At 43.3% G+C, this 13,959-nt stretch carries 9 protein-coding genes; 3 read left to right on the forward strand and 6 right to left on the reverse strand.

Annotated elements, in window-relative coordinates; translation table 11 throughout:
• Positions 1-76: 76 nt before the first annotated feature.
• Positions 77-625 (forward strand): hypothetical protein, encoded by a 549-nt coding sequence (locus tag DQQ10_RS12845; protein WP_112747289.1) that lies wholly within the window; start codon positions 77-79, stop codon positions 623-625.
• A gap of 53 nt (positions 626-678) precedes the next feature.
• Here the strand turns inward: DQQ10_RS12845 and DQQ10_RS12850 are convergent, their stop codons facing one another.
• From DQQ10_RS12850 to DQQ10_RS12865, 4 genes are all read right to left on the reverse strand, one after another.
• Complete coding sequence (locus DQQ10_RS12850; RefSeq protein ID WP_112747290.1) at positions 679-1,029, reverse strand: hypothetical protein; 351 nt, start codon at positions 1,027-1,029, stop codon at positions 679-681.
• 205 nt (positions 1,030-1,234) lie between these two features.
• Entirely contained in the window at positions 1,235-2,731 is a 1,497-nt protein-coding gene (locus DQQ10_RS12855; RefSeq protein WP_112747291.1) for a reverse transcriptase family protein, read from the reverse strand.
• 268 nt (positions 2,732-2,999) lie between these two features.
• Positions 3,000-4,640, reverse strand: coding sequence for an SWIM zinc finger family protein (locus DQQ10_RS12860; protein ID WP_112747292.1), 1,641 nt, complete (start codon positions 4,638-4,640; stop codon positions 3,000-3,002).
• Positions 4,641-4,643: 3 nt separating this feature from the next.
• Positions 4,644-7,733, reverse strand: coding sequence for a WGR domain-containing protein (locus tag DQQ10_RS12865; protein ID WP_112747293.1), 3,090 nt, complete (start codon positions 7,731-7,733; stop codon positions 4,644-4,646).
• 213 nt (positions 7,734-7,946) lie between these two features.
• On the opposite strand from DQQ10_RS12865, the gene DQQ10_RS12870 reads away from it, so the two are divergent.
• Positions 7,947-8,990 carry a glycoside hydrolase family 43 protein gene (locus DQQ10_RS12870; protein WP_245970402.1) on the forward strand — a complete coding sequence of 348 codons (1,044 nt, stop codon included), beginning with the start codon at positions 7,947-7,949 and terminating at the stop codon, positions 8,988-8,990.
• Positions 8,991-9,104: 114 nt separating this feature from the next.
• Positions 9,105-10,034, forward strand: coding sequence for a polysaccharide deacetylase family protein (locus DQQ10_RS12875; RefSeq protein ID WP_112747558.1), 930 nt, complete (start codon positions 9,105-9,107; stop codon positions 10,032-10,034).
• Positions 10,035-10,169: 135 nt separating this feature from the next.
• On the opposite strand, the gene DQQ10_RS12880 is transcribed toward DQQ10_RS12875, so the two are convergent.
• Together DQQ10_RS12880 and DQQ10_RS12885 are read right to left on the reverse strand one after the other, a co-directional pair.
• Positions 10,170-10,595, reverse strand: coding sequence for a DoxX family protein (locus tag DQQ10_RS12880; protein ID WP_185147034.1), 426 nt, complete (start codon positions 10,593-10,595; stop codon positions 10,170-10,172).
• 70 nt (positions 10,596-10,665) lie between these two features.
• A complete protein-coding gene (locus DQQ10_RS12885) occupies positions 10,666-13,911 on the reverse strand; it encodes an AsmA family protein (protein WP_112747560.1) in 3,246 nt (1,081 codons plus the stop codon).
• Positions 13,912-13,959 lie beyond the last annotated feature (48 nt).

Consider the following 13,959-nt stretch of genomic DNA (forward strand, 5'->3'; position numbering starts at 1 on the left):
CCCGGGTCAAATGATTACCGAAACGGGTGGGTCAGATAATTAGCGAAATACCTGGGTCAAACCATTTCCGAAATAGGTGGGTCAGGTAATTACCGAAAGGGTGGGTCAGACGGTAGCGAAATATTCACCTGAGTGGCATGGTGACAAAGAAATAGATAGTATAAACGATGAAACAAATAAGTTAATAGGCGAATACCTAGCTAAAACATTTAGTCAATCGGTTCCTGCTAACAAAAAGGAATTATACAAGTTAACAATTGCAATTGCTGATAAACATAAATCAATAGACCCTGCGATGTTGCAATTTGACGGGCTAATGTACCCCACTGTACAGATGTGGGCAAATGCAGAAAATTTTGCATTGGAACGATCCGTGATCGATTCTGGCAAAATGTATTTGAATGCGGTAGAATGGATTTTGGTTAAGAGAGTGCACAATGGCAAGTACGACATCGATGTACTTGACTGGGCAAATTCAGTAACAAGTAAAGGAGAAATAGAATGGAAAGGCCGACTCCCACGATGGAATGTAAATGAATTGGAAGTCAATTCGGTGTATTGGGATGATTACTATGGAAAGAAAGTATTGAAGGACAGACATGGAAATATTATTGAACCAATATAAAACCTGATGCTACTTACCAGGTTTTATATTTCGTTCAACGCTTTGCATTTGAGTTATACCTGCGCCATACCTTTGGCGTCGACTACTGGAAACCGATTGCTCATATAAAAGAATTCATTCAATTTCACCTCCGGATCCATCCAAGTTGTTTTACCAACTGTATGAGCAGGCTCGATCGTTTCCAATACCGGTAGACCAGTTTCTTTGTCGGTAAACCTTTCGCCTAATTTTTTCACGGCATCCACCACTACCATTTCTGTTTGGGATTCTTGAGTGATTCTGATAAGTTTTCTGATTGGCTCTTCATCCCGGAGTATGCGACCGTATACACGATAGTGCTGTGCATTAAATTCCTCCATCGCCTGTACCAACTTTTGATGTGCATTGTAAAGTTTTGCTTGCATTATGAAAGGTATCGCGTACTAACTTGGCTCGCATCCTCGTATGGCGAGGAGGAAGTCACTGGTGAACTTTGGGAGGATGTTGACACTTCAATGTAATTCGGTTACTCCCTTTCTCAAGAATATTGTACTGCACGAAAATGAAACGAAAGCAATTGAGAATTTAAGGTCTGTTTGTAAAAATATTATTCTACACTGCAGGCCCACACTACCAAAACCGCCACCACGGCTTTTTACTTTGCTCTTCAGTATTTTTTGGTTTCTCAGGTTCGTTCGCGAGCAATGATTTCGGTTTGTGCCTAATCACGTGTTTGAATTCATGTGTCGATAGTATTTTAGAAACACGCTCCATCAATGGTTTGCCTTTTATTGGATCGACCATCAATACAAAATTTGCGTACCCTTTGATAGACGCCAATAAATTGTTCGAGCCCTTCCAATGTTTTCCATCAAGACCATCTTTTTCTATTTGAAATAGAAGCGCCCTGAAACGATCGAGTTCTTTCGCGTTTACAGCAGGCCTGTCGTTAACCACGATGCCTGTCACTTCTTTGCGCGCACCTTTTCTCAGTACACGAACTTTATCAGGATGAATGTGAAGGTTTTCTTCTTTAATAATTCGCTTGATGAAACCCATTAATGTTTTCAAATGAGCAGTAGCTTCTCCGGAGGCGGAAAAGGTGAGGTCATCGGCGTAACGCGTGTAGTTAAAATTGAACTTTGTAGCAATGCCTTTTAATCTGGCGTCCAATTTTCGGCAGATGATATTCGTCAATGCTGGACTGGTTGGGGCACCTTGTGGGAGGAATCGTTCGAGACCGGCCGCGTAGTAGGTAATGCCATCAAGATCGATTTGATCACATTCGGCTTCCGTGCACATCAATGCTAAGATTGTCGCAATCTGTTCCGAGTATCCGAATGATTGAAATACACCTTTCACACGCGGATAAGTGATCGTAGGAAAAAAATCTTTCATGTCGATATTCACAACCACTTCGGCTTTCACGTGCGGCAATGCATTCGAGACAATAGATTTTTTCTTTACGAATCCGTGGGCAGAATCTTGTATTGCAATTTTTTCAAGGATGTTTTCCAATATCCAATACTGTGCGCGTTTAAGCTTGGGCATTGGTGTTGAGATAAGCCTTTTTCCACCCGTCTTTTTCGGAATGTAGAATCTTTTGTAGTGCGTGGTCTTGCTGATGATACGGTTGTATGATAAGTAGCGAACAGTACCCACGCTGATGTTCATTGCTTTTGCTAATTCCTCAACGGTAGTAATACCAGGAAGCTGATGTGTATTGATTTTAGCGACATCGGTCTCTTTGTTGTTGAGTCCTTTGGAAACATCTTCACCGAGATAGATGATGTCGGTTTCTTGCGTGGCTTTCCATCGTGCAGCCTTTTCTTCTCTTTTTTGCTTACGGAGCTTTTTATTTTCTTCTCTCTTGAGCTTGGATTTTTCCAGGCGCGCTTTGCGCATTTCCTTTAGCGCTTGTTCTTTGTTCTGGTACTTCCGTTGCTGCTCAAGAAGAGATTGCAGTTCTTTTGTTAAGTCTGCTTCTTGTAGAATTAATTGTTCAGGGAGTGATGGCACACCGGTTTCTTGTTTCCAGAAACCAAGACGCTTCATTTCTTCAAGGATAACGGACTCTTTGGTCGACGCCTTAATGCGATCATAGAGTTGCTGACGAATGTCTGCCATAGGGGTAAAAAAATGGTAGCAGCGGATATCCTTCGTCATCCTGAGGACTGGAACGGTCAACTCAAGCGAGACCGTACTAGTGTACTATTTCAATTCCTCAGATTTCACACCGGGAATGGTACACTAGTACGAGGATCGCACAGTCAAGAACGAGCCAGTGGCGCGTTAGCAAGCTGTGTACAAGGATGGTGATCCACCACCCGGGTTGCAAGTCTTAATATCCTGCTGCTACCGGTTTAAAATTAATAAAATTTATTTAGTCGTCGTTTTATTTTTGCGTTTTCTCACGCATAGCAATTCGCAATGCAATCATATGTTCGCATGGTCCTTGCATCAGTTTGTTTTGCTTAAAAAAGTTGCAATTGCATTTTCCGCTCAACGCGCGCTCATCTTTGTCAATTACTAACTCTGCTTCAAGTACTTTATCTTTATCTCTTACATTTCCTTTAAGAATCGTATTTCCATCTTTTGTTCCTATTGCCAGCGTTACATGGTTGAGGAGCACAAAACGATTTGCCGATTCTTCACGCGCATTTGCAAAGCGAAGTTCTTCTAACGGAAGCGCTTCACGGGCCAGCTCGCGGATGCGGTACGCATTTCTATTTAAATCGTAGATCACACGCCCTGCTTGCGTGAACGCGCTCAACGCACCGAGCACAACATTTTTCTCGAGACCCAATCGTTTAGCTAGGCTGTCGGTATCTTCAACCCACTCTTCTCTCAGTCCAACGTAAACTTTTTGCATCGTCATGCTATCAACTTCCGCGCGTGGTGCTAACAAATCGAAATTTCCAACACGCGACCAGTCGTTAACGGTCCAACCCGATAGCCCTAGGGTAAAGTTAAGATCACCAAGATCGGCGATATAAAATGAAGGAAGTCCGGAACCGAGAAGTACTACTTTGAAACTTTGCGTAACCGGGATCAATCGCTCTAATAATAGTAAGCGTCGTCGTCCCCAAATGCGAATTTCATTTTCGCTTGTGCCTTCGTATAACGATCGTCCACAAACAATTTCGTAGTTCCAAGGTTCGAGTACGAGTTTTACCGGCTGACCTGGTTTCAATATCCAACGTATGGAGCGCGGCCCTTCTTTTTCTTTATACCTGCGAAGCATAAAGCAGATGTTGTACACATCCATAGGATGAAGATGAAAAGTGGTCGCTGGGATCGTCATCGCGGAGCTCACTTGTAAGAAACCTCTTACCCAGCTTGCCGGCACGTCGATCTTCACTTCTTTGTAACTTTCTTCCGCTGTCGTTTGAACTTCAAATCCACTTGGGTCGACATTGAAATACGTTTCTTTGTAGTCGCGTATCTTTTGAAACTCATTGTACAGCAGCGAGGAGTAGTCAACGTTGGTTGTACCGCATTTAAATTCGCTTACCTTGTTGAATACATTGTAATTGCATCCAAGCTTGCCATACGATGATTCGTCTTGACTGAAACATTCGAAGAATAATTCGTCGGGATGGATGGTGATGACAGGATCGAGCACAACCCACGCGTCGCGATTTGTTTGGTAGAGGAAGTCAAAATATTTACGCTTCGCCTTATGGAAAGGCTCCATGATCTGATCTTTCTGTTTTCTGATCGTGGAGAGTCGCTCTTGTACTCCTTTGATTTTTTCGCCTACGTCGGCGGCACCACGCATGTATTCCGCTAGCCAGATATCTTCTTGTTGTTTTGCCCACGCTTTATAGTCTGATTTGTCTTTCGGTTTGAACCGGAAGTCAGATACAACGATATCGTGTAGCGCAGAGATGGCTTCGCGAAAAGGAATATGTTTATTCAGGTAACCAGAGAAGTATGTTGGTTCGCGATAAACATCAGGCGCAAAATTCATGGCCGTACCATGCGCGCTATTGCTAACCGACGTGTCACCTTTAAATTTATAATCGAACTGCATAAATTAGTTTCTCACGTAGTCATTAAATTCTTTTACGGCCATTAGCGTTTGTACTGCAGGAAATTTCTTCTTGATGTCACGCAGGGCAGCAATACATTCGGCTCTCTCGGTGATTGCTATGGATACCGAAACGCGCGTGAATATCTCTGCGGCCAGGTGTGCTACATCTTCACTTTTGAGTGATTCTTTTCTGAGGAAATCCATCACACGGGCTTTTGCTACTTTCCCTTTGTTTACTTGTGAAAGTAGCGTGATGAAATACAATTTCAACGATGTCATCACCTCAAGTTTTCCACTCGCGTATTCATCTAAATAAGCGGTGGCGAACAATTGTACTTTTGACGACGGGTGTTGGCTGAGCTTGAGTAAATATTCGGCGCCTTGATTGGCGGCAAAGAATTTTGTAATCATCTCTCGCGCGAAGTCTTGGACGTCTTCTCTTGTACTATCGCAAAGACTGATTAACAGTTCAGTGTCCCAGTCCGATACTGTAAAAGTATTTCGGAAGAAATCAAAGGCGAAGATTCGTGTATCATCCCAATCGGTGTCAGTGATTCTGATGGCTTCGGCCTTTGCAGCTTTTATCTTTTCTGGATTTCTTTGAAAAGCACTCCATGTAAAATTCCGTACATCTTGTATTGGGTTGTTGCCAAGTTTAACAAGCTCCATAACGCTGAGGTCGTCTGTCGTGATGGTCTTCTTCAAGAGGATACTACCAATGACTTGTGATGTTCGATATCGTGAATTCAGTAATACTAATGTTTTTTCTTTCGGGATGATGTGTAAACTGCTTTCAAGCTCATGTGAGAGTAAACTTAGTAGATCATCGTGTGCGCCTTCGTACGATTCTTTGATTAGGAATGCAGGCACAAAAAGTTCGACAAGCGCTTTACCAAAATCAGGATACGCTTTGGTAAGTCGCATAATGATTGGCTTGACGGCGTTTCTCACGTCGGCGAGTGGCGATAAACAAAAACTTACGAGTATATCTTTCTTGGTTAGTAGCAATTGGTCGGGAAAATTTCCAAGGAGCGAAATGCCCAAACTTCGTGAATTTGGGTTATTCGATGCGAGGAGGATATTTAAGAAGTCTTCAGGCAGATCTTCTGGTTTTATAGCATGTTTCATCAAGATCTTTCCGGCGAAAGTATGCAGGTCTGATGATTGATGTTTAAAGAGATCACGTATAACGTCAAGACTGATGTTCTTAATGAATTCACCCAAGCTAATAATCACCGTGTCGGCAACCTGATTGAGGTAGCGACGATCTTCTTCAGTGTCGTGCTCGATGCTCATGAGGTAGGCGATAACACTAGCAATAATGACCTCAGCTTGTGTTTGTGTCAGGGCATGTGTTGCGAGTGTACTTCTGAGCCACGCATGCGCTTCAACTTTACGCATCTTGAAGAGCTGCGTTACGAACGTGGTGTCGGCCAGTAGTGTGCTGCGAGATATTGTAATCCATTCGGATGCTTGTGTTCGCGCTTCTTCGAGATTGCTGTCGAGCATGGCCATGAGCAGCAATGTATCCGGTTGACTGGTATTGTATTTTTTTCTGGCAAGTGATAGTCCCAGCTGTTGTGTTCCAGTAGCGTGTGCGTGCAGGAATCGAATAATGTGCAACGTCTCAATTTGTGCTTCGAATGTCGCATTGGCGTTCCAGACTTTCAGTGCAAAGTCGTGCACCCAATTTACTTTGCTGAAGGAAAGTAGTTCAACCACTTCGTCGAAGGCATCATTCCACAAATGTGGGAATGCTTCTTCACGCACCATAGGTATAGCGTTACCGGGTTCGTATGGTGGTACGCATACAAAATGATCATCTACCTGTCGATAGCGGGCGCTGTTTTTGAACAGAATATAATTGAAAGCATTGTACCGGCTATAAGAATCAAAGTGTGTTTTCTTTTCTGCGGAACTATGCGAGCGCGTTTCTGGATTGTAGTTATACGTATACTGAGAAGTATAGTACGGCGGCGTCAGGTCTTGATCGTCGCGAAAAGCCAGTAGAATTTGAGATGCCAATTCAACATATGACGACTCATTTGCTTGGCCATATTTTCGCAGTTGCCTGACGATACGACTTGATAAATATGATTTTGTTTTGTTTGAAAAAGCTTGTTGTTGCTTCTGCTCAGGCGTCATCCAATAGCTCACGCGGTATGTGGCTGGTTGTTTGTCGATCTGCCTGGCAATAACACCGTACGTGCTGTAGTCTTGCAGCATCTCCGACACTTTGAAAATCTTACGCACATACTTAAAGTAGTTGTGCTCGAATTTGATTTGGCTTAGTACGTCTAAGAAAACAGCGTGTAATGCGATGTCGTTTCTGGTAAGCTGGTAGATACCAACGAGATATTCGTTCGAAGCAGTCTTAAGCTCAAACAGAAATTCATGGAGATCTCTTTTAAATTGTTTGACGTCTTTTTTTGCGATACTACTTCGGAATGGACGCGGCAACGACTCAAGGACGTTGTTTAATAACATTTCCTTGTCCTTGTCATTTGACAATTTTAAGATTGCTTCGAAGACAACATGCTTGACGTGGTCAGGTAGTGCTTTATTTTGCTGAAGGTTTTGCAGGAATCCGAGTGCGTCTGATGTGCCGCAACGTGCAATGGCCCAAACAGCGGAGTAAATATTGGCAGCGTCGGAAGCGTCAGCAACTTGAATGATATAGGGTATTGCTTCTTTTATTTTTAAGTCGCCAGCGCGCCAGATGATGCGCGACAATTGCCAGTGTTCGGCTTCTTCTCCCGCGGCAGCTGCCTTGAGCAGTTTCACAATCGCCTTCTTGCGTTTGTCGGTGCCGGTCTTTGTTGTGGCCGGTGCACTTGCAGTAATGATGGGTGCTTCGCCGGCGGCTACGTATCCCTTCTTGCGTTTCTCGTTTTCAAGTGCAGCAAATACTTTTTGGGCTTCTGCCAAGGGCACAGGAAAAACCGTCTTTGTTCCTTCTTTCAATGCGGCGCCTCTTCTGCCATATCTGAAATTGACAAGGAAGCCGTCGCCGGATTCACAGAGATCTATCTCATAGACTTTGTCAGATGTACCTTCCTGAAAATAGAGCTTAAGTTGGTTTACTAATTTCACAACAGCGGGGTTACAGCTTGTATCGTGCCTTAATTTTAAAGAAAGATCATTAAATGAAAAAGGACTTCGCCGTTTATCTTCACTACTAATGATGAGGACGGGACGACGACCGTATAATTTTTTTTTGTGGTCGGAGAGTAAAAACACGTTGATGGGTGCACTAGTATAAAGCGAACCGATTTGTACGGAGAAATGAACATGAAACCAATGTGTATGAGCAAGAATGTAATACTGCGTAAGCCTCTTTTGATGATCATGCTTCTGATTGTGTCAATGGCATGTAAGGACGATCATGGTACTGTAACGCCACCACCCGTGACGGTTTCAGAATTTAAGAATCCATTATTGTTGAATGGTCCAGATCCATGGGTGTTCAAGAAAGATAAGATCTATTATGCAACGCATACAACAGGAAACGGACTTAAGCTGTATGCAACGAGTAACATGGCGAATCTTTCATCGGCGACAAGCAAGAATGTTTGGCTTGCTCCTTCGACGGGGATGAATGCTAAAAATATTTGGGCTCCGGAAATTCATTTCATTAACAACGCGTGGTATTGCTATTACGCTGCCGACGATGGCGATAATGCGAATCACCGGATGTGGGTGCTTGAGAATAAATCTGCGAACCCGATGAATGGCACGTGGGAAGATAAGGGAAAGCTGGAGCTTGGTGATGACAAGTGGGCCATTGATGGTACCGTCTTTTACCAAGGCGATCAGTTGTATATGATTTGGTCGGGGTGGGAAGATGAACCATTCAAAAGTCAGGAGCTCTATATCTCAAAGATGTCTAACCCGTGGACGGCTGAAGGACCGCGTGTGCAGATCTCGAAACCTGAACTATCGTGGGAGCAGATAGGTGGCACAATCAATGAAGGGCCACAAATATTGAGGCGTGGTGACAAAATCTTCATTGTTTATTCTGCGAGTGGTTGTTGGACCGATGATTACACGCTGGGATTATTAACCGCGGAAGACGATGCTGATCTGATGGATCCGGATTCTTGGGTGAAAGATTCACAACCTGTATTCTCAAAATTACCGGAAGGCCAAGTTTATGGTCCGGGGCATTGTAGTTTTTTCACTTCTGATGACGGAACGGATTGGATTGTTTATCATGCAAATCCCCAAACAGGACAAGGTTGTGGTAATAATCGCTCGATAAGGATGCAGCCTTTTTCGTGGGATAATAATGGTAAACCATTTTTTGGTAAGCCAGTTCCATTGGGTGTGGGTGTGAAAAAGCCTTCATGACCTGAGCGATGAATATGTGAAGTATAGTGATATGAAGTGCTACATGCATTTTCATATTTGCTTGAACCGACAAATGCAACGATCTTGTCGTTATTAACAATCTTTCTGTACGGTATGAAGAAGATCCTGCTCCTGTCTTTTTGTTTGATGAGTCTCGTTGCGCTTGCTCAAAAAAAGCAAGTTTGCTTTACGTATGATGATTTGCCTTTTGTTGGTTACGGATTAGTGGATTCGGTTGAGCAGCATAAGTTGTCGGAGAAGCTTATTGAATCCTTGAAGCAAAATCGAATTCCGGCGATAGGTTTTGTAAATGAAAGTAAGTTGTACAACAGTGGCGTTGAAATACCGCATCAGGTGCGCATGTTGCAGCTTTGGCCATCGAATGGTTTGGAACTTGGTAATCACACTTTCTCTCACCCTGACTACAACAAGTTGAACTACGTGGCATTTACGGAAGAGATTATCAAAGGAGAAAAAGTGACGAAGCGTTTGTTGTCGGAGAAGGGAATGACAATTCGTTATTTCCGTCATCCATTTCTTCACACGGGAGATACGAAATTTAAATCGGACTCGCTTACTAATTTTCTTACGGCACGCGGTTATACTGTTGCACCTGTAACCATTGACAATGACGATTATCTTTTTGCGTTAGCTTATGCGCGGGCGTCGTCGAAGAAAGATGAAAAGCTGATGATGCAAATCGGCGCTGATTATGTAGCGTACATGGAAAAGAAGTTGTTGTACTTTGAACGGCAATCGACGAATCTCTTTGGACGGAATATTAGTCACGTGCTGCTACTTCATAGCAGTAAGCTAAATGCTGACTATACCGATGCGTTAGCGAAGATGTTTATCAAGAACGGATATGACTTTGTGAGTTTATCGGAGGCGATGAAAGATTCGGCGTATACTTCGGCGATATCTGTATTCGGGAAGTGGGGAATTTCATGGATTGATCGGTGGGCGCTTTCGGCAGGGAAGAAGAATGATTTTTTTAAGGAGGATCCGGCAACACCCACATATATAGCTGACCTTGCACGATGAGCTATTGCTACATTTTGTTATCAGCACGTTGCAATAAGGATAGGAGCGATACCCCGCAGTAGCGTTAGATCGCGGGCGGCACGAGGAGTTTAGCGGATAGCCTGGGCCTGCGCTTCGCAGGCATTGCCACAACGATCATGATAATTTTTTCACAAGGAATTGCAGTGCGCCAGTGGACCACAAGGCCCATAAGATTAATACTGGTTGAAAGAACAAGCGGATGAGTCGTGCGCGATCGGTATCGAGTCCAAACGCGTCGATGCCATTGGTGTATTGCGCGATGTTGCCTGGGAAGACGAGCACGAAGAAGATTGCGAGCGTCAATCCTATTTGCACTTTGTATGTCGTCCAAAATGTTAGGGCAAGTCCAAGCATGATTTCAACGATGCCGGAAAGAATAACGACGAGGTCTTTGTTCATCGGAACCCAATTCGGAACCTGCGCTTGGAATTCTACTCTTGCAAAAGACAGGTGGCCTATTCCAGCGAATATCATGGCAATGCCTAAAGCAACACGTGCGAGCATTTGCAATTTTGTGGTGTGCACATTCATTGTAGTCATACTCTAACTTGTAAAAAACACGTACCACAGGAGGTTGATGTTTTAAACAACAACGCGCATTGGCTGTTCGCTACAACGTTTTCTTGTCTTTATTCTTGCCGAGGCCAACTTTGTAGTCGCTCGGTGTGCCGGTAATTTTCAGGTTCATGAAGGCGATTTTTTTATCGGCATCGATGTATTCAATTTCGTCTACTTGATTCATGTCAACTTCTTCGGGCTTTTTGCTGAACAGTGAATTGAATCCAACTTTAGTGACCATTTTCATTGGTACACGTACGTAGTATTCCATCGACATATCAAGCGATTGCTTGCCAGACATTTGAATGTATCCGAGGGACGAGTTGATTTTCATGGCGGGAATATCCAAAACGCCATTGGAGAAAGTTAATGTATTGTGTAACGTGTCGAAGCGGATGAGTCGTAAATTTTTGTCCTTGAAATAGCTTGCCATGGCTTGCATTGGCGCGAAGTCGACCAATGTACCGTTGGTGATTTTTACGTTCATCTCCGCCTTTGTGTTATTCATGATCGGAACCAAGTTAGGATGTACTTGGACGTAGCTTTTAATTTGTCCGCTGAGTCGACCTTTTACGTTTTTATTGACGACAACGTCTTGTCCAAAGTGATCGAGTTTTAAAAGCATCTTCTCAAGATCAACGTCGTCGATGTTAATCCTACTTCTGAAATATATTCTCTCGTGATTAGCGCCATTAAACTTTCCACGCATGCGAACGTTGCCACCGGCTACTTGCATGACGAGTGTATCAAGCGTGATTGTTTGATCTTCCTGCATGCGGACTGTTGCCGATACATCTTTTAACCAAAGTCGATTGTATTTTAGTTTTCCAATATCGATTTGCGCATTAAAGTTTGAGAACGGTATGCTGAAAATATTGAAAGACTTAGCGTGTGCGGAAGAATCAACTTTTATTTCGGCGACTGCGACTTTGGTTGTATCACGTCGCGACCGTCCCTTTTTTGGAGCGAGGTCATACTGGCTGATCTCATCCGCATCGAGAAATTTAGAAGCAAAATTCAATGAGTTTGATACTTTGTTGTTGTTTCGATCAACACCCTTAAAATAGTATTTAAGACTGATGTCGAAATCGCTGTTGCCGATTTTACCGCGTAGGGTGTCGAAGGATAATATTTTTGATCCGTATTTAATACCGCCGCTGATCTCATGTAGTTTGAGGTTGTGTTTTTGTAGATCTGCCGTGATATTGGTGACTTTCGCTTTTGCAAACCTGAAGATTGTATCGTACTTCAGGTCGATCTTCATGCGCAACCATACATTCGTTAACAGCTCACGACGATAACCACGCGGTATATATTTTCTGCTTTCTTTTCCGAGTACGTCTTTCATGCCGAAGCGATTAGACTTAAAGTCGAACGCGATTTGCGTTTTGCCTTTCTTGATGTTATCAAACCATAGATTGTAATTGGTGATACGGCCTTTGAAGTTGATGTCTGAGCTGTCGATCATTCCCGTAAAATCACGAAGGCGTAAGAGTGTATCGTTGATCATCACGGTTGCGTTGAGATCTTTAAAAGTGTGCGGGTAGTTTTTGAAAGTCGCGCGGAGCTTTGTCATTTCAAATTTACCTTTTGGTAGCGGCGATGGGTTGAGGAGTTCGCGTACGGTTGTTTCTAATGCAAGTGTGACGTTAAATCCCCTGATCTCTTCATTCCATTTTCGTGCTAGCGCAGTGTCGTACGACATTAATTCAGAGAGAATCATCTGATCGCTTTTTGCATTGAGCTTGAGGTTGATTGTTTTATCGCGCTCACGTAAAAATGCGCGCACATCGCTGATGCTTCCATTCAACCGTAGATCAGAAGATCCGATCTTCATGCGCCCAGAGTCGACAGTTACTTTGCCGTCTTTCATCTCGGCATGTAGATTCACTTCTTTAACAGCATGTGGAAACCCAGGGATACGGAACGAAAGGTCGGTGACTGTCAATTTACTTTGAATGCCTTCTTTCAACTTGTTTAGTGATTCTTCTGGAAGCTTGATGTCATTTAACTCCTTGAAGTTCATATCGAGCTTGATATTACCCGATGTTTGTTGCAAGTCTGCGATGCCAAGAAATTCGCCAAGGAATTTTAGCTCAAGCTCTGAATTAATTTGCACCAACGTTTTAGGGTCGGTGAAATCGCGTACGACGAAATTGCCGCGGAATATACCTTTTTCAGGGCGGGCACTCACATTGATGATGTGTACTTCAGAGGTTTTTAGAGAGTGTTCATGCCCATTGGTGTAATATCCCGTGAAACCGAGTTTGTCGATTTTTTTATTTGCTCCCGTATTCAAAAACCAACCTTCTTCGCAGCCAAAAGCAACTTCGATCAAAGGAAGATGGTTGTCGGATATTTTTCCTTGTATTAAGGCATCGAAATAGAGGCGACCATCATACTGGAAAGGTTTCAGATTATGTTTTACATGTTCCGGAATGAAGGCAGAGAACAACTTGAAATCTTGTTTGTCGCCTTTTACTTTAAAGTGTACAGACGTAGTGTCGGCAAAGTTTGCATTTCCGGTTACATTAAAGCCTGCGTCTTCAATCTTGAAATTACAAGCAAAAATGTTGAACGTACTTTCTTTTAATTTATAGTCTGCTTCAATGTCGAGGAGGAATCGCTTATTGCGGAAGAAAGTAGTGTCTGTATTGCTGGTGACATCGAGTTTCATTTCACTTTTGATGGCCATCAATACCATCAAGCTGTCAATCTGAAGTGATGATGACATTTTTTCAATGTGAGCGTTCACGTTTTGGCCACTCGCCGCATGCAGATAAGAGACTTTCATGTCGCGCAATACGACTTTTTTCAGGTTGATGGCAACCGATGACGTGGTATCGCTAGCTGCTGAAGGTGTTGTTGATTGGGGTGCAGACTTCTCGGCTTCCAGTAAATTGATTTTTCCGTTTTTGTCTTGAACAAGATTTACAAAGCCCTTCTCGATGAAAAGAACTTTAACGTTGTAGTGATGCTGAATCAATTCATCAATACTGAAGCCCACATACAGATGTTCAAATTGCGCGATTGGTTTTTGTGTTTTCGACTTATCGGGAAAGAAGTTTCCATTGTGCAGCGCGATAGAGACATAGGGGAAGTGCTTGAACAACGAAATGTTACTGTCGTCGATGGTGAGTTCGCCTTTGAAAGTTTTGTTTAGTTCGCCGACTGCAAACTTGACGAGTCGGTCTTGTTCCAAAGAAACGAGTAGGAAGGCTACCGTCAATAGCGTTGAAAGGGTGATGGCGACAATGATTAATGGCCTGACAAGCCATTTTTTGATCCTGGGATTCATAAGCACTACTTCTAACGTTGGACGTAACGAAAGCCATTCCAACAAGTC

Source organism: Pseudochryseolinea flava, from assembly GCF_003286915.1.
In the GTDB taxonomy this organism is placed as follows: Bacteria; Bacteroidota; Bacteroidia; order Cytophagales; family Cyclobacteriaceae; genus Ohtaekwangia; species Ohtaekwangia flava.